This is a genomic window from Brevundimonas sp. C43, assembly GCF_030732185.1.
Lineage (GTDB): Bacteria > Pseudomonadota > Alphaproteobacteria > Caulobacterales > Caulobacteraceae > Brevundimonas > Brevundimonas diminuta_C.
Genome location: NZ_CP132231.1, coordinates 1,875,218 through 1,900,989, shown reverse-complemented (window position 1 = coordinate 1,900,989; position 25,772 = coordinate 1,875,218). Strand labels below are relative to the sequence as shown.

Below are 25,772 nucleotides of genomic sequence, written 5' to 3'. Positions count from 1 at the left end.
AAACGGCAGGGTTCTCTTAACCTTGCCGGCCGGCTCTGAAGATTGGGTTACGCCGCCCAGTCGCCGGGCGCCGCATCGCGCTTCGCCTCGGCCTCACGCACGGCCTCCACAGCGCGGTCCAGCACCTCCAGTCCGGCGCCGGGCTTGATCGCCTCGACCGTCAGAATGCGACGGAACGCCCGCGCGCCCGGCCGGCCGTGCATCAGGCCCAGCATATGCCGCGCCATGGCAGGCAGGGCGACGCCCTCATCCAGACGCGCGGCCATATAGGGCCGATAGCGCGCCAGCGCGGCGAAGGCGTCGGTGTCCTCGACCGGCTCGCCATACAGGCGACGATCCGCCTGCCCCAGAATGGCCGGCTCGTGATAGGCGGCGCGACCCAGCATGACCCCGTCCAGCTTGACGCCGTCGACCTCGGCCAGATGCGCCTCGGCCGCATCCATCGAGGCGATGCCGCCATTGATCGAGATGTTAAGATGCGGCCGCTCGCGCTTCAGCCGGCGCACCAGATCATAGTCCAGCGGCGGCACGTCGCGGTTCTCCTTGGGCGACAACCCCTTCAGCCAGGCCTTGCGCGCATGGACGACGAAGACCTCGATCCCGACGGCGGCGCAGGCGTCCACCGTGGCGAACAGGCTGACGGCCGGGTCCTGATCGTCCACGCCGATGCGGCATTTGACGGTGGCGGGCACGCTGACGGCCCCCTTGATCGCCGCCATGCAGTCGGCCACCAACTCCGGCTCTCGCATCAGGCAGGCGCCGAACTTGCCCGACTGCACCCGGTCCGACGGGCAGCCGACGTTCAGATTGATCTCGTCATAGCCGAACGCCTCGCCGACCTTGGCGGCCTCGGCCAACTGCGCCGGATCCGACCCGCCCAGCTGCAAGGCCACCGGATGCTCCAGAGCATCGAACCCCAGCAGCCGCTCGCGATCCCCATACAACACCGCCGGCGCCGTCACCATCTCGGTGTAAAGCAGCGCCTTGCTCGTCAACGCCCTGTGGAACGCCCGGCAATGCCGATCGGTCCAGTCCATCATCGGGGCGATGGACAGCGTGCGGGAGGCGTTCAGGGACATAGGGTTGCGGCTTGACCGGCGATGCAGGGGCGACTGCGGGTGCCCATACGCCATTTCCGCGCTGCCGTGAAATCAAAGCTCCCAATGCACAGGTGTAGCCGGAGAGGCGTCCCGTGCCGGATCACACGGGACGCTTTGGTCACGCTTAGCGGCGGGCGCGCAGTTCCAGTTCGCCGATGCGGCGGCTCAGGTAGGCCGTGTCGTCGGACGAGGGGCTGGTGCGGCTGTAGGCGGCGTCCAGGCGCGCGAGGTCGCTGGCCTCGACACGGATGTCGGCGGCCTCGGTGCGGCTGACGGCGCCCGAGCGTTCGGCGACGGTAACGGCGGCTTCAAGGTTCGCCAGACGCGTGCGGGCGGGCAGGTTGGCGGACGGCGTTTGTCCGGCCGGGCCGTCGCCGACCCGCAGGTCCAGCGCGTCCAAACGGGCGTCCAGATCAGCACGCTCGCTGGCGCTGATCGACCCGTCGGCGCTGTAGCGGCTCTCCAGCTGGATCAGGGCCTGATAGTCGGACTTCAGGCGCGTCGCCTCGGTGCGGGTGATGCGGCGCGCCGTCACGGCGGCGTTGACGCGGGTGTCGAATTCCGCACGGCCCTGGGCGACGGTGTCCATGTCGGCATAGCCCGAGGCGCCGGCTTCCAGCGTCTGGGTCAGGGCGGTGTAGCGGGCGTTCAGATCGGCGCGTTCCTGGGCCGAGATGCCGCCAACGGCATATTGATTCTCCAGATCGACCAGGGCCGAATAGTCGGCGCGCAGGCGCGTCGCGGCCGAGGCGGACACGCTCCCGGCGCGCACGCTGGCGTCCACGCGGGTCGAGAACTGGCTCTGGCCGTCACGCAGCGGACGGCCGCCGCGCAGCCAGGCCTGGTCCATGGCTGACAGGCCCAGACGGTCGCCGAACAGTGCGCCCACGACGGCGCCCAGCCGATCTTGCGTCGTCGAAGGGTATTGCGTCTGGGCGACTGCAGCGCCGCCCGCGAGGGTCAGGGCGGTGGTGGCGATCAGGGCGAGGCGGACGTTGCGCATGGAGAGGCTTCTTGTCGGTTGATGTCAGCCGACAAAACGACGGTCGTCCGGCTTGGTTGCCTGCCGGCGCCTCAGCCCCGGATGAAGTGGGGCACGAACCGCGAGGTGTTCCTGGTGATGCGCCCCGTGTCCTCACGCAGGCTGATCCCCGCCGGCTCCGTCCCGACCACCCAAGACCCGACGATCACATGGTTGCCGTCGAACAGCGGCGGATCGCACAGCGCCTGGCGGATGTGGCGCCCCTCGCCATAGCCGCCGTCCACGACCTCGGCCGCGCTCAGGCCCTGGTCGATCAGTTCGACATTGTCGCCCTCACGCGAGAACAGGGGCTTCCTGACATAGGAAGAGCCCAGGGCGCTTTCTGCCGGATCGCCCTCGAAATAGCTCTCCAGCAGATTGGGGTGGCCCGCATGCCGCTCCCACAACAGCGGCAGGATGGCCTTGTTGGACAGGATGCTCTTCCAGGCCGGCTCCAGCACGGTCACGTCCGCCGTGGGCAGGGGCGCGGCGTAGTCGTCGCGCAGCATCTGCTCCCACGGATAGAGCTTGAACATCGCCTGGATGATCCAGTTCTCGTGGTCCACGAACCGGCCGTCGGCGTTCAGCCCGATCTGGTCGATGGCGACGAACTGGGGCTCCAGTCCTGCCTGCTGGGCCAGGTCTTCCAGGAAGCGCACCGTCTGGCGATCCTCGACGAAATCGGCGTCCGAGGCGAAATGCACGAAGCCGCCGTTCGGGAAGATGGCGCGGAAGCGATCGACCAGCTTCTCATGCAGGCTGTTGAACTGATCCGCATCGGCGGGCAGGGCGCCGGCCTTGATCTGGTCCTCCAGCCACAGCCACTGGAACACCGCCGTCTCATAGATGCTGGTCGGGGTGTCGGCGTTGTACTCGTAGAGCTTCGCCGGACCATTTCCGTCATAGGCGAAGTCGAACCGGCCGTACAGGGACGGATCGCCCCGCTTCCAGCTATCGGCCACATAGTCCCGCATGGTCTCGGGAATATCGAGCTGTTCCATCAGCCGCTCGGACTGGACGGCCTCATCGACCAGCTCCAGGCACAGGCCGTGCAGTTCCTCGGTCGGCGCCTCGATCCCCTCCTCGATCTCGGCCAGGGAGAAGGCGTATGCCGCCGTCTCGTCCCAATAGGGTTTGCCGTCGGTATGACGCCAGGTGAAGCCGAGTTCCTCAGCCTTGGCGTCCCAGTCGGTGCGGGGATCGAAGCGCAGACGCTCCATGAATCAGGCCGGGTCTTTGTCGGGCGTAGACTGGCCGATGCGCGGCGTGACCACGGTCACCTCCGGCTGGCTCAGGCGGGCCAGGACGTCGTCGGCCGAGGAATGGCCGGGCAGGATGCCGGCCTCGCGCAGCTTGGCGTCCAGGTCCGCGCCGGTGCGGCGATCTTCCAGCGCCTGGCTGGCGTTCAGCTTCTCTTCCTGGATCGCCTGGCGCTGTTTGATGCGTTGCAGGCTGTCCGCCGCCGAGCCGATGCGCGACTGGGCGCCGGCCGAGTTCAGGGCGACCGAGGTCTGGGCCTTCTGGACGGAATCGTTGACCTTGACGATGTCGATCTCGCGACGAAGCGTCTCGATCTTCTGGTCGGTCGAGGCGATGGCCGTGCGCAGGCGCGTCTCGGCCGTCTTCATGTCCTCGATCAGCGGGGCGCGGCTGGTGATCTCGACCTCCAGCTCGGCGATGCGGCCGGCGACTTCGCGCGCCAGATCGGTCTTGCCCTGACCCAGGGCGGTGCGGGCCGAGCTTTCGTATTTGGCGATCTGGTCCCTGAAAGATGCAAGTTCGTTTTCGGCCATGCGGCGGCGCGCCACCAGGCCGGCCAGGTCATCGCGGGCCTTGCCCTGGGCGTTGTCGGCGTCGCGGATTTCCTGGTCGAGGATCTTCAGCGCATTGGCGTCGACGACGCCTTGGGCCGCATCGTGGGCCGAGCCGCGGAACAGGGCGGACAGTTTTCTGAGCATGGGCATGGTCGGTCTTCCGGGATCAGGCGGCGTCGGCGCCGAAGGTTTCACGCAGTTCGGTGGCGTCGATCGCATTCTCGGCCAGGGTGCGCAGTTCGATCAGGATGGTCTGAAGCGTCGTCTTGCAAGAGAGTTCGCCCATCAGCTCATACACGTCTTCGCCACCGACATTGGTGATGGCGAAGTTGGACAGGGGCACCACGCGCTGGGCCTTAAGCAGGAACTCGTTGAAGGCGTGGCGATCCTTTTGCTCGGCGACGGGCCACAACAGGACCGAGCAGACGATCTGGGCGCCGCCGACGCTCAGATAGACCGGCAGGTCGCCGTATTCGTGCATGGTCGCCAGCAGCACCGGCTCGGCGCCCTCGACCACTCGAAGGGTCATTTCGCCGTCACGCAGCAGGGTTGAGCCGTCCAGTGCCGCCTTGATGGCGGGCACGGTCCAGGGGGTCTCGATCACGGCGTCCATTTGATGGTCGTCTCCAGAGGTGATGGAATCGGAAGTGGGGCGGCGCGGGCGCCCCGCAAGCTGCGGCCCACGTGTTGAATCGGTGACGATGGCGCGAACGGCCGCCTTGACGTCGTCGCGGGTGGCGGCCGGCACCCAAAGCTCCAGCTTGACCAGGCCCGCCTCACGACGCGCTTGTCGCCACGCACGGATGCGGTCGTTGGCGGCGGAAGAGGGCGATGTGTCATTCGGCATATCGTTACATGAAACGCGTAACATGAACGCTTGACTTGACGCAAGATCGGACGGAATGTCGCGCCATGAACCGCCTCATTCGGTCGCATCGCTTCTGTTCGCTCGCCGTCGGCGCGCATCGGGCCTAGATAGTCGCCCATGTTCAAGAAGCTTTTCGGATCGTCGGAGAAGGCCGCGCCCGCTGATCGGCTGGCGACGGTGCGCAACATCACCGTGGGCCGCACCGTGTCGTTGGATCCGCTGGCTTGGCGCCGGCTGGGCGACGAGACCCATTTCAGCCTGGATCGCGACGTGCTGGACATATCGGCGCAGGGGCTGGTCAGCCTGGACAGCGGTCAGTTCGTGCATCGCTTCTACACCGACGACCACGTCATGCTTCAGGCCATGAGCGACGACGAGGCGGGGCTGGAATCCTACGACTTCAGCCTGTTCGTGCCCTGGACCTCGGCCTATCCGCCGGGCGAGCGCGAACGCCGCATCTGGCGCGACCGCCTGTCGGCGCCGGTCTTTAACGGCGCGGCCGAAGAACTGCCCGACTATCCCCGCTTCTGGTTCGCCGAGAGCGACGCCATCCAGCCGCCCGTCACCCTGTGGGAAAGCGTCTGGGACGACCGCGCCGCGACCACCCCCTATGCGAAAATCTTCCAGACCTGCATGTTGTATGCGCGCGAGCTGGGCGGCGGGCGCGAACTGATGCTGGCGCTTGAGCAGCAGCCCGAGGGCGGCGACACCACGCACGAAATCATGATCGGCATTCCGCTGGAAATGGCCGAGTTCCGCGCCTGATCGCGCAATCCGAGGGGGCAAGACCGATGTTCGACTGGTTCATTTTTCAGCAGGGGGCGATCGCCTTCCTGATCGCCTTCGCCATGGCGGGCGCCTTCACCCTGGCCTTCAAACTGATCTACCAGTGGGTCACGCCCTATCACGAACACACGCTGATCCGTGAGGGGAACACGGCCGCCGCCATTGCGCTCGGCGGCGCCCTGATCGGCTATGTCCTGCCTCTGGCCTCGGCCCTGTCGCACACCGTCAGCCTGATGGAGTTCGCAGCCTGGGCCCTGCTGGCCGGCGTGATCCAGATCGTCGTCTTCGTCGCCATCAGCCGCATGGCCTTCCGCAACCTGGTGGTCCGCATCGAGGCGGGCGAGATCGCCGCGGCCGTCTATCTGGCCTCCATCTCCATCTGCGTCGGCCTGCTCAACGCCGCCTGCATGACGTCGTGAACCCATGACCGACCCCAAAGACCTGCCCCAAAACCTGGCCAAGACCGACACCATGCGCAGGCTCAAGCGCTCGCGCGTCCTGCACGTCAGCAGCCTGATGGCGACGGCCAGCTTCTCGCTGGCCGCCTGCGGCTCGCCCCAGCGCGTCCCGGCGCCCGAGCCCGAACCGACCTTGGCCTATCAGTCGTTGGACGAGTGCAAGGCCGCCAACGACATTCCCGACAACGAATGCGACGCTGCCCTGACCAAGGCTCAGCAAGAGGCCGCTAAGACCGCGCCGCGCTACGCCACGCGCGAGGAGTGCGAGGGCCAGTGGGGACCGTCGCAGTGCCAGCCGAACAACAACGGCGGCTCCTTCTTCAGCCCGCTGCTGACCGGCTTCATCGTCGGCCAGCTACTGAACGGCGGCGGATATCGCGGCGGCGGACCGCTGTATCGCGACCGCGAGGGACGGCTGTCGAACGGCTACGGCGGCGGCTACGCCTACCGCGACTATCGCACCGGCAAGACCCTGACCAATGCCCGCGAGCATGGCGACGTCGCCCGTCAGGCCCCGACCCGCGTCCAGAGCCGCACCACCGTCGTCTCGCGCGGCGGCTTCGGCGGCGGCGGCCGGGGCTACGGCGGCTGATACAGTTCTGGCGCCCGGCGCCGGTCTTCCCCTAATAGGGATCGCCTCACGCTTCACGACAGACCGGACCGCCCCGCCTCATGACCGCATCGCCGCCCCCGAACGGAGGCCTGGACGTCGAAAACTGGGGCGACCCCGAGGATCCCATCGTCCTGCTGATCGGCGCGCCCGAGCGTCTGTCCGGCGACTGGCGCCGGTCGGTGCGCGCGCTGGTCGAGGCCGGCCGCCATGTCATGCTGACTGCCGACTTCGACGCGGCGGACGACAGCTCCGCCGCCTTGCGCCGACTGCTGACCGAGCTTGCCTCTCGCCCAGCCATCGTCTGTTCCGACACGACGCTGGCCGCTGTCGCGCCTGCGCTTTCCGTCACCGGCCCGGCCCTGGCCAGCTGTCTGGTGGTCGTCGCCGAAGGGCAGGGGGCTGTCTCCCCCGAGCTTGAGACGCCGTTGATTGGCGTCCCGATCCAGACGATCGCGCACGCCGAGGCGCCCGACGCGGTCGAGGCCGGGAACGCCGCCCTCCTGGGCTTCCTTGAACGCCACGCCCCGCGCGACGCCCTGTATTATCAGGCCGGCTCGGACCCCCGCACCCTGCGCGACGCCCTGGGCTGTTTCGCCACCGGGGTCACGGTGGTCACGACCCTGGACGAGGCCGGACAGCCCGTCGGCCTGACCGCCAACTCCTTCTCCTCGGTGTCGCTGGATCCGCCGCTGATCCTGTTCTGCCTGGCCCGCTCGTCCACCAATGTCGACCGTTTCCGCCAGGCCGAACATTTCGCCATCAACGTCCTGCATATCGGCCAGCAGCCGACCTCCGGCGTCTTCGCCCGGTCTCAGGCCGACCGGTTCCAGGACGTGGCGTGGGAGACGTGGGACACCGGCGCGCCCATCCTGTCGGGCGCCCTGGCCAGTTTCGAATGCGGAACCGAACAGATCGTCGAGGCCGGCGATCATCTGGTCATCATCGGCCGGGTCAGGCGCGCCCGGTTCGAGCCGCGTCGCGATCCGCTGCTCTATTTCCGCGGCAAGTATCGGCGGCTGCACTTTTCCTGACCGGCCGGGATCGCTATCTCTCGCCCGAAATAGAGGAAGCCGTCCCCATGTCCGCGACCACGTCCGCCGATCCCGTCGTCATCGTCTCCTACGCCCGCACCCCGATGGGCGGTTTCCAGGGCGCGCTGTCTGACGCCAAGTCCACTGACCTGGGCGCCATCGCGGTCAAGGCGGCGCTGGACCGCGCGGGCCTGGATCCGCAGAAGGTCGAGCAGATCATCATGGGCTGCGTCCTGCCTGCTGGCCTGGGCCAGGCGCCGGCGCGTCAGGCGGGCATGGGCGCAGGCCTGCCTGTCTCGACCGAGGCGACCACTATCAACAAGATGTGCGGTTCGGGCATGCAGGCGGCCATGATGGCGCATGATGCCCTCGCCGCCGGCTCGGCCGATGTGATCGTGGCGGGCGGCATGGAGTCCATGACCAACGCCCCGTATCTGATGCAAAAGCACCGGGGCGGTGCCCGCATCGGTCATGACGTCATTTCCGACAGCATGTATCTGGACGGGCTGGAGGACGCCTACACCCCAGGCAAGCTGATGGGCCAGTTCGCTGAGGACACGGCCAAGGACTATCAGTTCACGCGCGAGCAGCAGGACGCCTACGCCATCGAAAGCGCCGGCCGGGCCAAGCGCGCCCAGGACTCAGGCGCCTTCGACGCCGAGATCGCCTCGGTCGAGGTCAAGACGCGCAAGGGCCCCGTCACCGTCGATCGCGACGAACAGCCGACCAAGTCCGACCCCTCCAAGATCCCCAACCTGAAGCCCGCCTTCGGCAAGGACGGCACCATCACCGCCGCCTCGGCCGCCTCGATCTCGGACGGCGCCGCCGCCCTGGTCATGATGCGCCAATCGACGGCCCAGGCCCTGGGCCTGACGCCCATCGCCCGCGTCGTCAGCCAGGCCGCCCACGCCCAGGAGCCCAGCCTGTTCACCACCGCCCCGGTCTTCGCCCTGCAGAAGGCGCTGAAGAAGGCCGGCTGGAGCGCGGACGACGTCGATCTGTGGGAGGTCAACGAGGCCTTCGCCATCGTGCCGATGATCGCCATGCGCGAACTCGGCATCCCCCACGACAAGATCAACGTCAACGGCGGCGCCTGCGCCCTGGGCCACCCGCTCGGCGCATCCGGCGCCCGCGTCCTGACCACCCTGCTGTCCGCCCTGAAAGCCCACGGCAAGACCAAGGGCATGGCCGCCCTGTGCATCGGCGGCGGCGAAGCGACCGCGATGGGCGTGGAGTTGGTTTAGGGCGTCCTGCGGGTTGCTTTAGCGGACGTAGCGAGCATCAGCTAAGGGTGGGAAGCGGACGCTTAGATTCCTGATGCTTTCTGCCCCTCAGCTATCACGCTGCGGAACGTTCGAGCCCTTTCGGCGGGCGGCAGTGCGTTGATCTCTTCCATGATGCCCAAAGCAAAATGGCAACTGGCTGCCTTCTGATCCACGGTCGTGGCTCGTGCTGGTTGGAAATCGATAGACGTCAGAGCCGTCACGTCAGCGGATGACAACCGACCGAAGGTTCGTTCGGCGAGAGGCTGGAATTTTGCCTCATCAATTGGCTCCGGCGTTACGGTCGGCAGGCTCGCGGTCTCTTTCAGGATGTCAGCCATCAGGGCCATTTCCTCGTCAGCCATCTCGCGAGGGAACACCTTTGTTGGATCAAACGAAACGTGCCCCGGCGTGTTGAGCAGTTCGTGGCAGTACTGCGGGTTCTGGCCTTGCAAGAATGTCGCCTGCTTTACAATGAACGCAAGTTGACGGCTGATCGTCTCATCGCTCGCCTTCACCATTTGCAAGCTAAAAATCCCTAAAAGGCGAGGGCGGATGCGATTGATCGTCTGCAGGTTTGTCTCGCCTGCTTTGATACTTTCAACAGCAGTGTCGCGCATTACCGCATAATCGGCGGGGTAGTAGTCGTGCAGAACCTTGAACGCAGGAATCACCGCCAACTCTGCGTCCGCTTTAGCTTGGATCGAACTATTGGGCTGAACATAAAGAGACAACTGGTCGATGGGCGCTATACGGACCACGGCGATCCCCACCATGAGCGCTACGAACTGAGCAATCCTTTGTCCCTTCGCGCTAAGGCCGAGATGTTTGTGTGCAACCCATGCGAGGCCTGCTCCGACGCCGGCGATGACGCCACAGATCAATGCTGAAAGTAGAATGTTCATAGAGACTTCCTCACCCCACCATATCGTGCAGGCCTAGAACTGAGCAACGCCTTAACAGAGCGCGAATTCTGTTCATAGACGTTGCCAAAACAACGGACAGATATCCGCCCGCGTAAGAAATCTAATATCCTTGGCTGACGCTGTTGCCGTATCCGATCAGAACGGCGCCGAGCAACAATATGGCGACCACAGCGACAATGCCTGTCGTGCTTGGATCGCTGTGTGTCACCACGTTGCCGGGGTCTTGGTCCCAACTCGACGCACCCTGCTTTTTGAGGTGATTGTAAGCCGCGATTTGCGTGAAGAACGCTACGATCGGGATGCCGAGACCGAACCCAACCAAATAGACCCCAAGCTCGCGCTTGAAGGCTCCGCCAAAATCCAGCTTTCGGCCGTCTTTAGTTACCTTGATGCCGAGCAATGATTTTCCGAACGTCGTACCCCAGGTGGAGAGCAGCAAAGCCTGAACAGGAACGGCAAGGGCCAGCAGGACTAGTCCTACAATCGTGTCGTTTGTTTCGCTTGTCCAACGCGGGAACAGCATTTCGGCTAACACGGCCAAGACGATAACAATGATCCAGACGTCAACGAGTTTAGCCCAATAGCGAATCCAAGGTCTCGGTGGAGAGGAAGCGATGACGGATTTTTCCTCTCGCTCGCGCGAACTCTCCCAAATCAAGTCGTCGGGGACATCAGGCTCGCAGGATGAGAGGGGTGAACCTTGGGCGAGCGTCGGCCTATCGTCCGGCGACTTGTGTGGTTGCACCGAATTAGCTCCCTGCGGCGAGCCAACCGCCATTCCACACGCTCCGCAAAACCTCGCCCCGGTGGGCAAGGTTGACCCGCAATTAGTGCAATACATCGTCGCCCCCAAGCGTGAGTTGCGACGCTACACTCGTTTGTGGCGAGGCGGAAAGCTCCGCATTGCGACACTCGCTCGAAGGTCCGCATTGGATCGAAAAGCGACATCGCTTTCAGGACCAGTATAGCGTCAGGCAACCGCCCTAAGCCGCGAACGCCGCCCGGATCGGCTGAACCGTCTGGTCCGGGCGTTTCACCGGCAGGTCGAAGCTGACGACCGTGCCGACGCCCGGCTGGCTTTCCATGCTCAGCTGGCCGCCGTGCATTTCGATCAGGGACTTGGTCAGGGCCAGGCCCAGGCCGGTGCCTTGCGTGGTCTTGGAATGCTGGCCCTCGACCTGTTCGAACGGGCGGGCCAGGCGGACCAGGTCCTCGGGCGCGATGCCGATGCCGGTGTCGGCGCAGGCGACGCGAACGCGGTCCTCGCCCTCGGCGCCGACGAAGGGTTTCAGCGACACGACGATGGAGCCGCCCTCAGGCGTGAACTTCACGGCGTTGGAGATCAGATTCAGCATCACCTGTTTGACGCCGCGTTGATCGGCCTCGATGTCGGGCAGGTCGCCGGCCTCGACCGCGATCTTCAGGCCTGCCTCCTGCACCTTGCCGCGCATCAGCCGCACCGCGTCCTCGCACACCTCGCGCAAGGACACCGGCTCATAGTGCAGGGTCATCTTGCCGGCCTCGATCTTGGCCATGTCCAAGACGTCGTTGATCAGGCTGAGCAGATGCTGGCCCGACTTCAGGATGTCGCCGGCGTATCCCTTGTATTTCTCGTTCAACGGCCCGAACAGCTCGCTGGCCATGATCTCCGAGAAGCCGTTGATGGCGTTCAACGGCGTGCGCAGCTCGTGGCTCATATTGGCCAGGAACTCGGACTTGGCCTGGTTGGCGGCCTCGGCCCGGGTCATGGCGACCTCGTATTTGCGCGCCAGCAGCGACAGCTTTTCCTGGCTGGATTCCAGCTGGTCGACAGTGGCCCGCAGATCGTCGGCGGCGCGGCGGCGCTCGGCCTCCTGGCGTTTGATCGCGGTGATGTCGGCGGCGGTGACGACCGAGCCGCCTTCGGAGGTGAACCGCTCGGACAGTTGCAGCCAGCGCCCGTCGTTCAGCTCGACCTCGCGCAGGCCCGCACGACCGCTGGCCGGACGATGCTCGGCCTTGATGGCCAAGCCGGCGATCCGGTTCAGCTCGTCCTTCATGGCGCCGCGCCGCACCACGCCGTGATCGAAGCCGAAGGCGTCCTCGAACGCCTGGTTCCACAGGATCAGCCGCCCCTGACGATCGAACAGGACGAAGGCCTCGGAGATGCTCTCCACCCCGTCGCGCAGCCGGCTTTCGGCGGCCTGGGCGGCGGCCTTGGCGCGGCGGGCCTCGGTGATGTCCAGCGCCACGCCCAGGATGGCGGAAAAGCCCATGTCGCCGCGCTCGCCGCGCGCCTGGCCCCGCGCGTCGATCCACCGCGCCCGCCCGTCCGGTCCCGCCACCGGGAAGGTGATCTCAAAGGCGCCATAGGCCGCCGCCTGGCGCAAGGCGTGGCGGAAATCTTCCTGAAAGCGCGGATGGACGCGGCCGATCACATCTTCGGCGTCGGTCACACCGCCGCGCGAAAAGCCCAGCAGCGCGGCCATATAGTCCGACAGCGATACCTCGCCCTTGGCCAGATCCCACTCCCACACCCCGCACCTCGCGGCTTCGACAGCTATGCGGAACCGCTTTTCGGTGGCCACCCGTTCGCGGTGCTGGCGCGTCTGGCGCAGGCCATAGAGGACGAACAGGACCACGACCCCGACCCCCAGCAGCAGCGGCGCGAGCACCACCCAGGCGTCGTCGAAGACCGAGGCGGTCGTCCCTTCCGAGATCGCGACCACATACGGGCCGCCCGCCCGGGCCTGAGCGGCGGCAGCAAGGCCGGCCTGGCCGCCCAGTTTCACGGCGCGCGGTTCGGCCTGGTCGACCAGGGCTGAGGGATCGACGCCGATCAGGGTGCGGATGGGTTGGCCGATCTCGGCGGCGCGCGCGGAGGCCAGCACCACGCCGCCCGCCGACACGATCCGCGTCTCGCCGCCTTTCGGCAGGACGGGCGCGATCCGCGCCTCCAGCCTCAGGCCGTCGGCATTGGCCTGGCCGGCGACGACCGAACCTTCGCCCTTGGCGGCCTGCACCGTCTCGCCGGGACCGACCAGGGTGAAGGCGACCTTGGGCGCAGCGGCTTGTGCGGCCTCCACAACTTCGATGGGCGGGCGTTTGGCGGCGATGGCGGTGCGGCCGGCGGCCAAGCCCGCCTCGGCCGACTTGATCAGGACGGCGGTCTGGCTGGCGGCCAGCTCGGCGTTGAGTTTAAGGTTTTCGGCTTCCAGGCGGCTGATTTCGCGGGTCGGTCGGCTGACTTCGCGCGACGCCATCAGGGCATAGCCGGCGGCGATCAGCGCCAGGACCAGAACGGCGATCCGCAACCAGGCGGGCGCGCCAGCGGCGCGGTCGGAGGCGCGCCGCCCCGACCGATTTTCGCGCCGCTCCTCGTCCCGCAAGCCCCGACCCTCCGACAAACACTTCGTGGCGGGAATCTAGGCTGCGTCGCGGATTTGTGTCGAGGCTCGGCGCGCGCTTTTAACGGGTTTTTAAGCGGCGGCGGGCGCCGTCAGGCGGTCCGGTGCGGGCTCCAGCACACGCATCACATCCTGCAGCGCATCGCGCGCCTGTCGGGCCAGGGTCAGGACGGCGGGCGGCGCATCGTCCGGCGTCTCCGCGACCAGATCGACCAGCTCCTGGGCCAGGCGCATCAGCTGGGGCGCGGCGGCGATCAGCCGTGCCTGAAACTCGATATGCTGCGGGTCGCGATCATATTCGGCGCCCGGCACGCGCCAACCGCCCCAGTCCGCCTTATCGGTGACGACGACCGGATAGGTGCCGGGGTGGGGATGATGCAGGCAATCCTCGGGCAGCTGCCATTTGTTGCGCGCGCGCAGCAGCCTCCACTCGCCAGGCCCCTGATCCGAGGCGGGATCGTCAGCCGCCAGCATCAGTTCGTTGGCGGTGAACTCGCGCCCCAGACCGACGTCATAGGTGACGCGCACGGGCTCCTCGAAGCCCTTCGCCCAGACGGGCTGGACCTGTTCGATGAAGGCCCATGCGCCGACGCACTCGACCCAGACCTTCTGACCCTTCTGGAACTGCGCGCGCGCCATGCCACTCTCCGAAACCCGCAGCCAGAATGAATCAAGATCATTGACGGCGGGTGTCGGGGCGCGGTTACGCAGGTCTTAACGTGAGATGCTTTCCAGCGTCTCGCCGGCGTATTTCTCCTTCACGCGCGTCGACAGGTCGCCCAGCGACACGACGCCGACCACGCGGCCGTGCTTGTCTACGACCGGGGCCCGACGGATCTGCTTGGAGCCCATCAGGTCCAGCACGATCTTCAGGTCGTCGGTGTCCAGCACGGTTTGCGGATCACGCGTGATGAACTCGACCACCGCCGCCGACGGGGCCGCGCCGGTCGCCAGGGCGCGCACGACGATGTCGCGGTCGGTGATCGTGCCGATCAGCTGATCGCCGTCCGCGACAGGCACGAAGCCGAAGTCGCCCTTGGCCATGCGGCTGGCCACGTCCTGAATGGTGTCGGCGGGGCGGGCCAGATGCACGTCCTTGGTCATCACGTCGCGGATCTTCATGGCGGGTTTCCTTTGTTTGAAGCGTTGCCCTGAAAACCCGCCGCGAGCGTGGCGGTTCCGGTCAGGGCGTCCGTATCGGGGGGAGGCCTTGTGCCGCTCGCACCAGCTGAACGAACTCGGCCCGGTCGCCATAGGGATCTTCGCCCCTGGCCCCTTGCGCCTGATCGATGATCCGGTCCCAGCCATAGTCGGCCGTCATCCACGGATCGCCCCGCAGCTTCTGGCCGAAGCCGGCGACCGCGATGGCCCAGCGCGTGGCCTCGGGCGGCTGAGCGCTGACCGACCCGCCCGCGCGGTTGGTCAGCGGCTGCTGGATCAGCTCCGACCGGCTCTGGCCCGGCTGTTTGTAGCGCAGCTGGATGAAGCCGATCTCGCCGTTCGGATCGCCGCCGCCGACCCCGATACGGTTATCGGGATAGCGCCGATCGGGGATCTGCGTCGGGCCGCCGACGGGGGTGATCTCATACAGGGCGGTGACGCTGGCGCCGGATCCGACCTCGCCCGCATCGACCTGGTCGTTGTTGAAGTCTTCCTCGTTCAACAGCCGGGTCTCATAGCCGATCAGCCGCCATTCGGCGACGCGGGCGGGATTGAACTCGACCTGGATCTTGACGTCGTCGGCGATGGGGAAAGCCCCCTTGTCGAACGCCGGACCGAACAGCCGGCGCGCATCCCTCAGGTCCCCGACATAGGCCGCGACCCCATTGCCCGCCTGGGCGATGGTCTGCATCCGCGCGTCCTGATAGTTGCCGCGCCCGAAGCCATAGACTGACAGGTAGATGCCGGTCCCGCGCTTGTCGGCGACATAGTCCTCCAGCCGCTTGTCCTCGGTCACTCCGACGTTGAAGTCCCCGTCGGTGAACATCAGGATCCGGTTGACCTTATCGCGGGCGAAGTTCGCCTGGGCCTGGTCATAGGCGTTGGTCATGCCGGTCGCCCCGGCCGTGCCGCCGGACGCCCGCAGGCTGGCGACCGCACAGCGCATCTTCAGCTTTTCGTCGCCCTTCGTGGGCTGCAAGGTCGTGCCGGCGCCTTCCGCGTAATAGGTGACGGCCAGAGTGTCCTGCGGCCTCAGCCGATCGATGGCCAGGTTCATTGCCTTCTTGGCCAGGTCCAGCTTGTCGGGGCTCCGCATCGAGCCGGAGACATCGACCAAAAAGGTCAGGTTCAACGGCCGCTGCTCGCCCGCCGGCAGTTCATAACCTTGCAGGCCGATGTGCACGATCTGACGCCCGTCAGCCCAAGGCGAGGCCGCGACCGCCGTCGTGATGGCGAAGGGCCGGGTCTGGCTGGTCGGCCGGGCATAGTCATAGTCGAACGCGTTGATCAGCTCCTCGACCCGCACCGCATCCTTGGGCGGCGCACGACCATCGTCGATAAAGCGCCGCACGTTCGAATAGGACGCCGTGTCCACGTCGATGGAGAAGGTCGAGACCGGCTGATCGCTGGTCCGCTTCACCGGATTGGGCGTCGCATCAGGGTAGCGTTCGGTGTCGGCGGGCGCGGGCGCCGGGGTGATCGGCGAAACCCGAACCCCGGTTACGCCCACGCTGCCTGTCATCGCAGCGGGCGGCGGAGGGACGTATGAAGCAGGCGGTGGTGGCGGGGGAGGAGCCGGAGGAGGAGGAGGAGGCGCGATCGGCGCGTGCGTCGTCGCGGTGCGACCTTGGACGCGGGATCCCGTCACGACGAGATCCTGCATCTCGGAGTGCGTTTCCAGCTCGAACCCCAGCGGGCGGCACGCCGCCGGCGTCGGCTCGCCATCCAGCGGCTTGGCCAGCGCGACGGTCGGCACGGCCACCGGCGGCGCGGCGAACGACAGGCTCAGAACGGACAGCGCCGCCATCCTGATGATGCGTGACATGGCTTCCTCCGGTTGTTTCTCGACGCCAGTCGCGGGTCGTCCTGGGGCGAAACTGTGGCAAACAGGTCGCTCGCCACACAGCGATCTTCGACCGTGTCTTCGGCGCCATCTCGCAATCACGCACGACGAGCCCCACAATACGGGCCAAGCTTGGGGGGAATGCGATGGCTGACGCGACGACGGGACTGGATCTGGGCGCAGCGGCCGCTCTGCTGGCCGCAGGCGTGCTCGCCGTGCCGGTGTTCAAGCGCATCGGCCTGGGATCGGTGCTGGGCTATCTGGCGGCGGGCCTCGCCATCGGTCCCTTCGGTCTGAAGCTGTTCCGCGAGCCCGAGACCATCCTGCACGTCGCCGAGTTCGGCGTGGTCATCTTTCTGTTCATCATCGGGCTGGAGATGCGGCCCAAGCGGCTCTGGGGACTGCGCAAGGAAATCTTCGGCCTCGGCGCGGCCCAGGTGCTGTTCTGCGGGCTGATCCTGACCCTGACCGCCATGCTGGCCGGCTTCTCCGCACCCGTCGCCTTCGTCGGCGCCATGGGCTTTGTCCTGTCGTCCACCGCCGTCATCATGCAGATGCTGGAAGAGCGCGGCGAAATCGCGGGCGGGCCGGGCCAGCGCGCGGTCTCCATCCTGCTGCTCGAGGACCTGGCGATCGTGCCGCTCCTGGCCATCGTCGCCGTCCTGGCCTCGCTGACCGGCCGCGCGGCCGAGCACGTCCCACCCCTATGGCAGACCATCGGCTTCGCGGTCGCGGCGGTCGGCGGGGTGCTGCTGGCCGGCAAATATCTGGTCAATCCGGTCTTTCGCCTGCTGGCCCAATACGGTGGGCGCGAGGTGATGACGGCGGCGGCCCTGCTGGTCGTGGTCGGCGCCGCCTGGGCCATGTCCCTGGGCGGCCTGTCCATGGCCATGGGCGCTTTCCTGGCCGGGGTCCTGCTGTCGGAATCGACCTTCCGTCACCAGCTGGAGGCCGATGTCGAGCCGTTCCGCGCCATCCTGCTGGGCCTGTTCTTCCTCAGCGTCGGCATGTCGCTGGACGTCTCGGTGGTCGTCGCCGACTGGCGTACGGTGCTGGGCGGGGTCGTGGCCTTCATGCTGGTCAAGGGCGTCGGCATCTATGTCGTCGCGCGCCTGTTCAAGGCCTCGCACCATGAGGCGGTCGAGCGTGCGGGCCTGTTCGCGCAAGGCGGCGAGTTCGCCTTCGTCCTGTACGGCGCCGCCGTCGCCGCCGGCCTGTTCGACGCGCGCATCGGGGCGATGATGTCGGCGGTGGTGATCCTGTCGATGGCCCTGACGCCCCTGACCTCGCTGCTGATCGCGCGGCTGTCGCCCAAGCCGGTCCAGGACGCCGAAAGCGCCGAGGGCGTGGATTTCGCCAAGGACCTGCGCGGCCAGGTGCTGATCATCGGCTTCGGCCGTTTCGCCCAGGTCGTGTCCCAACCCCTGCTGGCCCGCGACGTCGACGTGTCGATCATCGAGAACGACGTGGAGATGATCCAGGCCGCCTCCCAGTTCGGGTTCAAGGTCTACTACGGCGACGGCACCCAGCTGCACACCCTGCGCGCGTCAGGCGCGGAGGAGGCCGAGATGGTCCTGGTCTGCGTCGACAAGCCCGAGGCCGCCGACCGCATCGTCGAACTGGTCAAGTCGGAGTTCCCGACCACCCGGATCATGGCCCGCGCCTTCGACCGAGGGCATTCGATGCGCCTGATCCAGGCCGGGGTGGACTACCAGATCCGCGAGACCTTCGAGTCGGCGCTCAAGTTCGGCGAGCGCGCCCTGGTCGAACTGGGGCTGGACGAGCATGAGGCGGCCGAGACCATCGGCGACGTGCGCCGTCGCGACGAGGCCCGCCTTGACCTACAGCTGACCGGCGGGCTCAAGGCCGGCCGCCAGCTGATGCGCGGCAATATGCCGACGCCCCAGCCCGCCCCCTATATCAAGCCCCGCCGCGAAGGCCGTCTGCTGAACGAGGACGAGGCGGGCCCGGCCGCGCCGGACACCCGGCGCGAGCCCGCCGACACCTGATCCCTACTGGCTCACACCCTTCTCCAGACGCGCGCCGGCCAGTTGCGCCTTGGCCTGAAGATAGGGCGTCGCGGACACCAGTTGCGAGATGGCGTTGAAACGCTCGGTCGTCAGGCCGGACGCCTCGACCGCCGCCGTCAATCTGGCGCTCTGCTCGGGCGTCGCCTGATTGTTCTGCACCTCGACTGTGACGGCGCGGATCTGCGTCATGGCGGTGACGAAGCGGTTCAGTTCGTCATCCGTCACGGCGGCGGCCGGGGTGCCGGGCGCGGGCGGCGTGGCGTTGACCACCCGAATGCGCGCCGCCAGGGCCGGATCGGCGGCGACGGCCTTGGACAGGGTGTTGAAGCGCGTCACTTCCAGCCCCGAATCCTGCACTGCGGCGGCCATCTGCGCCTGCTGTTCCGGCGTCGGCTGGGCGCCGTTCAGCGTGTCGCTGACCGCTCTCACCTTGGCCATGGCGTCGTCAAACTTCTTCAGCTCGTCATCGGTGAAGGTGGTCGAGCCGGCAATCGGCGCGGCCGTCGGCGTCTGCGCCGTCGTCGATGCCTCTTTGGCGTGAGCGTTCGCGGCGGTCGCAAGAAGGGCGACGGAAGCAAGAAGGGCGATGCGGGGCGTGCGCATGGGAATGTCCTTTCGGTCTGGCGTCCACTTGAAGGGCCGTCCGACGACGGCGACGACGCAATCACGTCATCGCTCCCCAAGGGCGTGGAGCCTGAAACAGACGAAGGGGAAGCGTTCATAACCTAGGCGCCGATGCGCCTCGCACCACCCCTTGGACGCTGGAGGCGCGATCAAGGATGCGTTAGACGGGCGTGATCCTTGTTGAGGTTTGTCCATGAAACGTCTCGCCATCGCCGCCCTGGCCCTCGTCGCGGTCGCCGCGCCGGCTGTCACCGTCACCGCCTGGGGCAACACCGGCCACCGCCTGATCGGCGTGGCGGCGATGCGGGCCCTGCCGGACGAACTGCCGGCCTTCCTGCGCACCCCGGCCGCCATCGCCGACGTGGGGGAACTGGCGCGCGAGCCCGACCGCTGGAAGGGCGGGGGCCAGCCGCACGACCGCGAGCGCGACACCGCCCACTTCATCGACATGGACGACCAGGGTCGCGTCTTCGACCAGCGCGGCATGAGCCTCAATGACCTGCCGCGTCTGAAATCCGAATATGACGCCGCCCTGACCAAGGCCGGTCTGGACGTGAACGACGCCGGCTATCTGCCCTACGCCATGATGGACGGCTGGCAGCAGCTAGGCCGCGACTTCGCCTATTGGCGCGTGCTGAACGCCGCCGAAAAGCGCGAGACGAACATGGAGCGCCAAGCCTGGTATCGCGCCGACCGCATCCGCCGCGAGGCCCTGATCCTGCGCGACATCGGCGTGATGGGCCACTATGTCGGCGACGGTTCGCAACCGCATCACACCAGCATTCACTACAACGGCTGGGGCGACTTCCCGAACCCGGAAGGCTTCACCAACTCGCGCCAGACCCACGCCCTGTTCGAGGGCGAGTTCACCAATCGCGTCGCCCGCCTGGACGCCGTCGAGGCCGCCATGCCTGCCGCCAAACTGGACGGGTTCGACGTCAAGGCGCGCACCGTCTCCTATCTGACCACGACCCTGGGCACCGTGATCCCCTTCTATCGCCTGGAAAAGGCCGGCGGCTTCCGCGACAGCGACCCGCGCGGCGCGGCCTTCGTCAACGAACGTCTGGCGGCGGGCGCCGGCGAACTGCGCGACTTCATCGTCTCCGCCTGGACCGCCTCCGGCAGCGCCTCCATCGGCTGGCCCGCCGTCAAGGTCGCCGAGGTCGAGGCCGGAACCGCCGACCCCTGGATCGCCATGGTGGGCGAGGACTGAACCTCTTGGTGAACGGTGCTAGTGAGCGAGGGGTGAGCGGGTCGTGCGCGTATCGACGCCTCGGCTCACCTCTTGCTCACTAGCACGCCTCACTTAATAGCAGCGCCAATGTTTGACCTTCCTTCCCCCGCCGTCATCCTCGACAAGTCGCAGATGGCCGAGAACATCGGCGCCGTGGCGCGGGTGATGGCCAACTTCGGCCTGTCGGACCTGCGCCTGGTCAGCCCCCGTGACGGCTGGCCCCAGGAGCGGGCCTGGGCCACGGCCTCGGGCGCCGACTGGGTCTTGGACGGCGTGCGGGTGTTCGACAGCGTCGCCGAGGCCATCGCCGACCTGAACACGGTCTTCGCCACCACGGCCCGACCGCGCGAGACGCGCCAGCCCGTGCGCACGCCGCGCGAGGCGAGCCGCGTCCTCTACGATGACACGGCCTCGGGCCTGAAGACGGGCCTCTTGTTCGGCGGCGAGCGCGCCGGGCTGGAGACGACCGACATCGCCCTGTGCGCCGGCATCGTCACCATTCCAATCGACCCGAAGCACCACTCGCTGAACCTGGCCCAGGCCGTGGCGATCAACGCCTATGAATGGCGCACCCTGATCCTGGACGCCCCGCCGCCGCGGTTCCGCGACAGCGAACCGCCGGCGTCGAACGACCTTCTGATCGGCATGTACGAGCATCTGGAGGAAGAGCTGGAAAACGGCGGCTTCTTCTACCCGCCCGAGAAGAAGCGTTCGATGAGCCAGAACCTGCGCGTCATGCTGGGCCGCGCCGCCTTCTCCGAGCAAGAGGTCGCCACCATGCGCGGCGCCATCCACGCCCTGTCGCGCGGCCGCGGCCGGGTCCTGGCCAAGCTGGCGGCCGAGCGGGCGGCCAAGGCCAAGACGGACGAGCCTGAGTGAAGCCCTGGCTGATCTATCCGCTGGCGGCACTGGCGGAGATCGGCGGCTGTTTCGCCTTCTGGGCCTGGCTGAAGCTGGATCGTTCGCCCCTGTGGCTGGCGCCCGGCGTCGTCTGCCTGATCGCCTTCGCCTGGCTCCTGACCCTGGTCCCCAGCGATGCGGCGGGCAGCGCCTTCGCGGCCTATGGCGGCGTCTATATCTGCGCCTCCCTCATCTGGATGGCGCTGGTCGAGAAGACCCCGCCAGATCGCTCGGACATCCTGGGCGGCCTGGTCTGCTTGATCGGCGCCGGGCTCATCCTGTTCGGCCCACGCGGCTAGCCGGCTTCGGCTTGGCTTGGCCGGCTTGATCCTCTATTCTGGCCCCAGCCATCAGGTCGCTTCATGCGGCCAGGCCGGCGCGCCGATTACAGGTTTGCGAATCCGGTCCGACGCCCGTCGATAACCTGGCGTCACGACGAAACTTCCGTTCGCTAGGAGGCCGCCGTGGCGCGCAAACTGACACTCGATTTCCTCAAGACTGAGGCCGCATCCGGTTCGGCCCTGGCTCTGGCCGCCATCGCCGCCGTGGCGATCGCCAACTCGCCCTGGTCGGCCGACTATTTCGCCTGGCTGAAGAGCTACCACGTCTTGCAGATCGGCCCGATCCGGCTGGAGGAGACGATCTCCGACTGGATCAAGGAAGGTCTGATGGCGATCTTCTTCCTCGTCGTGGGGCTGGAGATCAAATACGAGATCGTGCGCGGCGAACTCAGCGATCCGAAGAAGCTGGCGACGCCGGTGCTGGCGGCGTTGGGCGGCATGGCGGGACCGGCGGCGGTCTATCTGCTGCTGTCCGGCGCCATCGGGGCGCCGCACGCCGGCTGGCCCATCCCGCTGGCGACCGACATCGCCTTTGCCCTGGCCATCTTCGGCTTTGTCGGCAAGGGCTTGCCGTCGTCGTTGCGTGTCTTCCTGCTGACCCTCGCCATCGTCGATGACCTGGGGGCCATCGCCCTGATCGCCGTGCTGTTCAGTGAAGGCGCGAACTGGACGCCGCTGTTCTGGGCGCTGGGGGCGCTGGCGATCGGCGCGGTCGCGGCGCACCGCATCCGCATTCCTGCGCCCTTCTGGGTGCTGGGGTTCGCCCTGGTCTGGTATCTGACGGTGCTGTCGGGCCTAAGCACCTCCCTGACCGCCGTGGCCTTCGCCATGATCGTGCCGATCAAGAGCCGGGCCGAAGACGGTCAGAGCCCGCTGAAGGAGGCGATGCACGATCTGCATCCGTGGAACGCCTTTTTGGTCCTGCCGCTGTTCGCCTTCGCCAAGGCGGGCGTCTCCTTCGCCGGCCTGTCGATGGAGCAGGCGTTCGCCCCCCTGGTCATCGCCATCGCGCTGGGCCTGTTCTTCGGCAAGCAGATCGGCGTCTTGGGCGCCGCCTGGCTGGCCTCGGCGCTGAGGATCGGGGCGCGGCCGACGGGCGCCAGCTGGCTTCAGGTCTACGGCGTCTCGCTGCTATGCGGGGTCGGCTTCACCATGAGCCTGTTCATCGGCGTCCTGGCCTTCCCCGGCGCGGTCGATTCGCCCGAGCAGGTCGAGGTCAAGCTGGGCGTCATCGGCGGCTCGATCCTGTCGGCGATCGCGGCGGCCCTGGTGCTGGGTTTCGCCGGTCGCGGTCGTGAGGTTGACCCCGCCGCCCTGCACCCTGAAGTGGAGCCTCTGGGGCCGAAAGACGGGCAAAAACTGACCTAGCGTCAGGGTTTTCTGTCGCTTCCTCGACACACAAAGGCGAATCCGCGGCGAAAAATCGTCGCAGGTAACAACGCTCGCTTGTCGGTCGGCCCGAAGCGCGCTTAGCCTGTCCATAACGAATGATCCCCCACGTAGGGGACGTCGAGGGAACAGGAAACGCTGCGATCGCTCAAAGCGTCGCGGCTTCAGCCGGGAGGACGCTATGCGCCGCAATCTTCAACTCAGGACCACTGTGTCCGCCGCCGTCGTTGGCGCTGTCGTGTTCGGCTTTGCAGGCGTCGCCGCCGCGCAGGAAGCCCCGGCGACCGTCGATGACATCATCGTCACCGCCCAGAAGCGTGAGCAGAGCCTGCAGGACGTGCCGATCGTGGTCACGACCCTGTCGCAGGAAATCCTGGACGGCGCGGGCGTGCAGGATATCAAGGATCTGCAGATCCTGACGCCGGGCATGACCGTCACCTCGACCCAGTCGGAAGCCTCCACCACCGTGCGCATCCGCGGCGCGGGCACCGTCGGCGACAACCCCGGCCTGGAAAGCTCGGTCGGCGTCGTGATCGACGGCGTCTATCGCTCGCGCAACTCGGTCGGCTTCGGCGACCTGGGTGAACTGAGCCGCATCGAGGTGCTGAAGGGCCCGCAAGGCACCCTGTTCGGCAAGAACACCTCGGCCGGCGTCATCAACATCATCACCGAACGCCCCTCGTTCGACCCGTCGATCTCGGGCGAACTGACCGGCGGCAACTTCGGCGCCATCGGCGGCTCGGTCTCCGTCACGGGCGGCCTGACCGACCAGGTGGCCGGTCGCCTGTTCGTCGCGCACCGCGAGCGTGACGGCTTCTACGACGTCAACAACGGCGACGGTCCCAACACCCGCAAGGATGACCAGACGCAGGACTACTGGACCACGCGCGGCCAACTGCTGATCCTGCCCAGCGACGACGTATCGGTGCGCCTGATCGCCGACTACACCAAGCGTGAGGAATATTGCTGCGTCGCCGTGCAGACGCGCGTCGGCCCGACCCAGGCCTTCATCGCCGCCCTGACCGCGCCGAACGGTCCAGGCCAGCGTCCGCCGGTCGCCGGCTTCGGCACGGTGCCCTTCTCGCGCCTGGCCTATTCCAACCGCGAGACGCCGCAAGAGATCGAGGACATGGGTCTGTCGGCGGAAGCGACCATCGACTTCCCCAGCATAAACGCCACTCTGACGTCCCAGACCTCGTGGCGCGACTGGTCGTTCCAGCAGGGGATGGACCCAGACTACACCGGCGCGGACATCCTTTCCCGCGCCAACGACGGCTCCAACGGCTACGGCGTCGATAACCTGACGCAAGAGTTCCGCCTGGCGGGCACGTCGGACAAGCTGGACTGGCTGGTCGGTCTGTTCGCCACCAAGGAAGGCGTCTATCGCGACGACAGCTATGTCTATGGCTCGGACTACAACGCCTTCGCCTCCCTGCTGCTAACGGCCTCGCTGCCGGCGGCCGTGGGCGGCCCCAGCCCCTCGCGCCTGGGCTGCTTCACCAATCCGAACGGCTTCCTGGTCGGCACCGCCGGCGCCGCTGCGGGTCAGCCGCTGTGCGTCATCGGCGCGGTGCCGCCCAGCGCCGCCGCCCCGACCTTCGCGGCGGGCAAGGCCTATGAAGACCACTATTCGCAGCGTTCGGAATCGGTCGCCGTCTTCACCAACAACACCTACCGGGTGACCGAGGCCTTCGATATCAACCTGGGTCTGCGCTACACCTACGACAGCAAGCGTCTGCTGGGCCTTCAGGATAACCTGGGCACCAACGGCGCGGCGTGCGGCGGCGCCCTGGCCAACAACCTGGCCCCCACGCTGCCCGCGTCCGGCATTCCCGGGACCATCAACACCCGCACCCCGGCCGCCGCGCTCGGTCTGCTGTGCCTGCCCTGGTCCAACCCGCTGTATGACGGTCGTCGGATCCAGGAGAAGTTCAGCGACACCGACCTGTCGGGCACGATCAAGGCGTCCTACCGCTTCAACCCGTCGATCATGGTCTATGGCTCGTATGCGCGCGGCTATAAGGGCGCGGGCTACAACATGGACCGGGTCCAGACGGGCGTGACGCCGGACGCCTCGCTGTTCTTCGCCGCGGAGACGGTCGACAGCTATGAAGCGGGCGTCAAGACGACCCTGTTCGACCGCACCATGCTGCTGAACGTCACCTACTTCGATCAGAAGTTCGAGAACTTCCAGCTGAATACCTTCCTGGGCACCGCCTTCGTGGTGGAATCGATCCCGGAACTGACCTCGCGCGGCGTCGACGCCGACATGGTCTGGTTCACCCCGATCGAGGGCCTAAGCTTCCAGGGCGGCGTGACCTACACCGACGCCAAGTATGGCCAGTTCGGCGCCGGCGACCTGTCCAGCCCCGGCCGCTTCCCGCAGCTGTCGCTGCTGCCGGGCGCGCGGGCTTCGTTCGCTCCGGAATGGTCGCTGACCGGCGCCCTGGCCTTCGATCGCGAACTGGGCGGCGGCCTGCGCGGCGGCTTCAACCTGTCGGCCAAGTATTCGACCGAATACAACACCGGCTCGGACCTGCTGCCATACAAGAACCAGGACGCCTTCACCGTCGTCAACGGCCGGGTCTCGATCGGTTCGGCCGACGAGCGCTGGACGCTGGAGGTCTGGGGCCAGAACCTGCTGGAAGAAGAATACACCCAGGTCGGCTTCTCGGCTCCGCTGCAGGGAACTGCCATCGCAACGAACCCGGCCGTAATCACGCCTTCGGGCCCTTATGCTGGCACCTACTACAATCCCGCCACCGACACGGCGACCTACAACGCCTACCTCGGCGCCCCGCGCACTTATGGCGTGACGCTGAAGGTCAAATACTGATCGCCAGCCCTCAAGGCTGACCGACCAAGGGCCGACCGGGAAACCGGCCGGCCCTTTTTCTTGGATGGAATGGCTGACAGAGCAACGGATGGTCGTGAGACGCCGGCCAGGCCGCCGCTACCGTTATTTTAACCCGCTTTGGTCACCAA

23 protein-coding genes and 1 pseudogene are annotated in these 25,772 nt (G+C 66.9%); 11 read left to right on the top strand and 13 right to left on the bottom strand.

Annotated features, from left to right (window positions below; genetic code table 11):
* Positions 1-47: 47 nt before the first annotated feature.
* The 5 genes from dusA to Q9R14_RS09605 form a co-directional block, all read right to left on the bottom strand.
* A complete protein-coding gene (gene dusA, locus Q9R14_RS09625) occupies positions 48-1,079 on the bottom strand; it encodes a tRNA dihydrouridine(20/20a) synthase DusA (RefSeq protein ID WP_306002212.1) in 1,032 nt (343 codons plus the stop codon).
* A 145-nt stretch (positions 1,080-1,224) separates the two neighbouring features.
* Positions 1,225-2,103: a hypothetical protein gene (locus Q9R14_RS09620; protein WP_306002211.1), complete on the bottom strand. Its 879-nt coding sequence runs from the start codon at positions 2,101-2,103 to the stop codon at positions 1,225-1,227.
* Positions 2,104-2,174: 71 nt separating this feature from the next.
* Positions 2,175-3,341, bottom strand: a complete 1,167-nt coding sequence (locus Q9R14_RS09615; protein WP_306002210.1) for a glutathionylspermidine synthase family protein — start codon at positions 3,339-3,341, stop codon at positions 2,175-2,177.
* A gap of 3 nt (positions 3,342-3,344) precedes the next feature.
* On the bottom strand, positions 3,345-4,085 hold the full coding sequence (locus tag Q9R14_RS09610; RefSeq protein WP_306002209.1) for a PspA/IM30 family protein: 741 nt from the start codon (positions 4,083-4,085) through the stop codon (positions 3,345-3,347).
* A gap of 16 nt (positions 4,086-4,101) precedes the next feature.
* Positions 4,102-4,782, bottom strand: a complete 681-nt coding sequence (locus Q9R14_RS09605) for a DUF2170 family protein (protein WP_306002208.1) — start codon at positions 4,780-4,782, stop codon at positions 4,102-4,104.
* 138 nt (positions 4,783-4,920) lie between these two features.
* Between Q9R14_RS09605 and Q9R14_RS09600 the strand changes: the two genes are divergently transcribed.
* The 5 genes from Q9R14_RS09600 to Q9R14_RS09580 all read left to right on the top strand — a co-directional run bounded on the left by Q9R14_RS09600 (position 4,921) and on the right by Q9R14_RS09580 (position 8,935).
* Positions 4,921-5,568 (top strand): DUF2491 family protein, encoded by a 648-nt coding sequence (locus tag Q9R14_RS09600; protein WP_306002207.1) that lies wholly within the window; start codon positions 4,921-4,923, stop codon positions 5,566-5,568.
* Between the two features lie 26 nt (positions 5,569-5,594).
* Entirely contained in the window at positions 5,595-6,008 is a 414-nt protein-coding gene (locus tag Q9R14_RS09595) for a DUF350 domain-containing protein (RefSeq protein WP_017506364.1), read from the top strand.
* Between the two features lie 4 nt (positions 6,009-6,012).
* Positions 6,013-6,639 carry a DUF1190 domain-containing protein gene (locus Q9R14_RS09590; protein ID WP_295242101.1) on the top strand — a complete coding sequence of 209 codons (627 nt, stop codon included), beginning with the start codon at positions 6,013-6,015 and terminating at the stop codon, positions 6,637-6,639.
* 80 nt (positions 6,640-6,719) lie between these two features.
* Positions 6,720-7,691, top strand: coding sequence for a flavin reductase family protein (locus Q9R14_RS09585; RefSeq protein WP_306002206.1), 972 nt, complete (start codon positions 6,720-6,722; stop codon positions 7,689-7,691).
* Positions 7,692-7,738: 47 nt separating this feature from the next.
* Positions 7,739-8,935, top strand: a complete 1,197-nt coding sequence (locus tag Q9R14_RS09580) for an acetyl-CoA C-acyltransferase (RefSeq protein ID WP_306002205.1) — start codon at positions 7,739-7,741, stop codon at positions 8,933-8,935.
* A 62-nt stretch (positions 8,936-8,997) separates the two neighbouring features.
* Here Q9R14_RS09580 and Q9R14_RS09575 read toward each other — a convergent pair whose 3' ends face one another.
* The 7 genes and pseudogenes from Q9R14_RS09575 to Q9R14_RS09550 all read right to left on the bottom strand — a co-directional run bounded on the left by Q9R14_RS09575 (position 8,998) and on the right by Q9R14_RS09550 (position 16,251).
* Positions 8,998-9,858: a hypothetical protein gene (locus Q9R14_RS09575; RefSeq protein WP_306002204.1), complete on the bottom strand. Its 861-nt coding sequence runs from the start codon at positions 9,856-9,858 to the stop codon at positions 8,998-9,000.
* Positions 9,859-9,979: 121 nt separating this feature from the next.
* Positions 9,980-10,657, bottom strand: coding sequence for an RDD family protein (locus tag Q9R14_RS09570; RefSeq protein WP_306002203.1), 678 nt, complete (start codon positions 10,655-10,657; stop codon positions 9,980-9,982).
* Positions 10,658-10,720, bottom strand: a pseudogene (locus Q9R14_RS16395) (zinc-ribbon domain-containing protein); the annotation flags it as partial. It abuts the gene before it with no gap.
* Between the two features lie 142 nt (positions 10,721-10,862).
* Positions 10,863-13,247 (bottom strand): ATP-binding protein, encoded by a 2,385-nt coding sequence (locus tag Q9R14_RS09565; RefSeq protein ID WP_306002202.1) that lies wholly within the window; start codon positions 13,245-13,247, stop codon positions 10,863-10,865.
* A gap of 90 nt (positions 13,248-13,337) precedes the next feature.
* The gene (locus Q9R14_RS09560) at positions 13,338-13,904 is read right to left on the bottom strand and encodes a hypothetical protein (protein ID WP_306002201.1); all 567 of its coding nucleotides are present in this window, start codon (positions 13,902-13,904) and stop codon (positions 13,338-13,340) included.
* Positions 13,905-13,979: 75 nt separating this feature from the next.
* Entirely contained in the window at positions 13,980-14,387 is a 408-nt protein-coding gene (locus Q9R14_RS09555; protein WP_205682687.1) for a CBS domain-containing protein, read from the bottom strand.
* 61 nt (positions 14,388-14,448) lie between these two features.
* On the bottom strand, positions 14,449-16,251 hold the full coding sequence (locus tag Q9R14_RS09550; protein WP_306002200.1) for a von Willebrand factor type A domain-containing protein: 1,803 nt from the start codon (positions 16,249-16,251) through the stop codon (positions 14,449-14,451).
* A gap of 164 nt (positions 16,252-16,415) precedes the next feature.
* Here Q9R14_RS09550 and Q9R14_RS09545 point away from each other — a divergent pair, with 164 nt between their 5' ends.
* Positions 16,416-18,278, top strand: coding sequence for a monovalent cation:proton antiporter-2 (CPA2) family protein (locus Q9R14_RS09545; protein ID WP_306002199.1), 1,863 nt, complete (start codon positions 16,416-16,418; stop codon positions 18,276-18,278).
* Between the two features lie 3 nt (positions 18,279-18,281).
* Here Q9R14_RS09545 and Q9R14_RS09540 read toward each other — a convergent pair whose 3' ends face one another.
* Positions 18,282-18,902, bottom strand: a complete 621-nt coding sequence (locus Q9R14_RS09540) for a DUF4168 domain-containing protein (RefSeq protein WP_306002198.1) — start codon at positions 18,900-18,902, stop codon at positions 18,282-18,284.
* A 214-nt stretch (positions 18,903-19,116) separates the two neighbouring features.
* Between Q9R14_RS09540 and Q9R14_RS09535 the strand changes: the two genes are divergently transcribed.
* The 5 genes from Q9R14_RS09535 to Q9R14_RS09515 all read left to right on the top strand — a co-directional run bounded on the left by Q9R14_RS09535 (position 19,117) and on the right by Q9R14_RS09515 (position 25,623).
* A complete protein-coding gene (locus Q9R14_RS09535; RefSeq protein ID WP_306002197.1) occupies positions 19,117-20,136 on the top strand; it encodes a S1/P1 Nuclease in 1,020 nt (339 codons plus the stop codon).
* 108 nt (positions 20,137-20,244) lie between these two features.
* The gene (locus Q9R14_RS09530) at positions 20,245-21,036 is read left to right on the top strand and encodes an RNA methyltransferase (RefSeq protein WP_306002196.1); all 792 of its coding nucleotides are present in this window, start codon (positions 20,245-20,247) and stop codon (positions 21,034-21,036) included.
* On the top strand, positions 21,033-21,356 hold the full coding sequence (locus tag Q9R14_RS09525; protein WP_306002195.1) for a YnfA family protein: 324 nt from the start codon (positions 21,033-21,035) through the stop codon (positions 21,354-21,356). Before Q9R14_RS09530 ends, Q9R14_RS09525 begins: the two co-directional genes overlap by 4 nt.
* A 165-nt stretch (positions 21,357-21,521) precedes the next feature.
* Positions 21,522-22,766, top strand: a complete 1,245-nt coding sequence (gene nhaA / locus Q9R14_RS09520; protein ID WP_306002194.1) for a Na+/H+ antiporter NhaA — start codon at positions 21,522-21,524, stop codon at positions 22,764-22,766.
* Positions 22,767-22,968: 202 nt separating this feature from the next.
* Positions 22,969-25,623, top strand: coding sequence for a TonB-dependent receptor (locus Q9R14_RS09515; RefSeq protein ID WP_306002193.1), 2,655 nt, complete (start codon positions 22,969-22,971; stop codon positions 25,621-25,623).
* Positions 25,624-25,772 lie beyond the last annotated feature (149 nt).

Bases quoted from the DNA above. Each gene is read 5' to 3' on its own strand.
- Q9R14_RS09555 (WP_205682687.1), bottom strand. From the start codon at position 14,387: ATGAAGATCCGCGACGTGATGACCAAGGACGTGCATCTGGCCCGCCCC.
- Q9R14_RS09605 (WP_306002208.1), bottom strand. From the start codon at position 4,782: ATGCCGAATGACACATCGCCCTCTTCCGCCGCCAACGACCGCATCCGT.
- Q9R14_RS09590 (WP_295242101.1), top strand. From the start codon at position 6,013: ATGACCGACCCCAAAGACCTGCCCCAAAACCTGGCCAAGACCGACACC.
- dusA (WP_306002212.1), bottom strand. From the start codon at position 1,079: ATGTCCCTGAACGCCTCCCGCACGCTGTCCATCGCCCCGATGATGGAC.
- Q9R14_RS09540 (WP_306002198.1), bottom strand. From the start codon at position 18,902: ATGCGCACGCCCCGCATCGCCCTTCTTGCTTCCGTCGCCCTTCTTGCG.
- Q9R14_RS09610 (WP_306002209.1), bottom strand. From the start codon at position 4,085: ATGCCCATGCTCAGAAAACTGTCCGCCCTGTTCCGCGGCTCGGCCCAC.
- Q9R14_RS09515 (WP_306002193.1), top strand. From the start codon at position 22,969: ATGCGCCGCAATCTTCAACTCAGGACCACTGTGTCCGCCGCCGTCGTT.
- Q9R14_RS09620 (WP_306002211.1), bottom strand. From the start codon at position 2,103: ATGCGCAACGTCCGCCTCGCCCTGATCGCCACCACCGCCCTGACCCTC.
- Q9R14_RS09535 (WP_306002197.1), top strand. From the start codon at position 19,117: ATGAAACGTCTCGCCATCGCCGCCCTGGCCCTCGTCGCGGTCGCCGCG.
- Q9R14_RS09595 (WP_017506364.1), top strand. From the start codon at position 5,595: ATGTTCGACTGGTTCATTTTTCAGCAGGGGGCGATCGCCTTCCTGATC.
- Q9R14_RS09550 (WP_306002200.1), bottom strand. From the start codon at position 16,251: ATGTCACGCATCATCAGGATGGCGGCGCTGTCCGTTCTGAGCCTGTCG.
- Q9R14_RS09585 (WP_306002206.1), top strand. From the start codon at position 6,720: ATGACCGCATCGCCGCCCCCGAACGGAGGCCTGGACGTCGAAAACTGG.
- Q9R14_RS09580 (WP_306002205.1), top strand. From the start codon at position 7,739: ATGTCCGCGACCACGTCCGCCGATCCCGTCGTCATCGTCTCCTACGCC.
- Q9R14_RS09570 (WP_306002203.1), bottom strand. From the start codon at position 10,657: ATGGCGGTTGGCTCGCCGCAGGGAGCTAATTCGGTGCAACCACACAAG.
- Q9R14_RS09600 (WP_306002207.1), top strand. From the start codon at position 4,921: ATGTTCAAGAAGCTTTTCGGATCGTCGGAGAAGGCCGCGCCCGCTGAT.
- Q9R14_RS09545 (WP_306002199.1), top strand. From the start codon at position 16,416: ATGGCTGACGCGACGACGGGACTGGATCTGGGCGCAGCGGCCGCTCTG.
- Q9R14_RS09615 (WP_306002210.1), bottom strand. From the start codon at position 3,341: ATGGAGCGTCTGCGCTTCGATCCCCGCACCGACTGGGACGCCAAGGCT.
- Q9R14_RS09530 (WP_306002196.1), top strand. From the start codon at position 20,245: ATGTTTGACCTTCCTTCCCCCGCCGTCATCCTCGACAAGTCGCAGATG.
- Q9R14_RS09560 (WP_306002201.1), bottom strand. From the start codon at position 13,904: ATGGCGCGCGCGCAGTTCCAGAAGGGTCAGAAGGTCTGGGTCGAGTGC.
- Q9R14_RS09575 (WP_306002204.1), bottom strand. From the start codon at position 9,858: ATGAACATTCTACTTTCAGCATTGATCTGTGGCGTCATCGCCGGCGTC.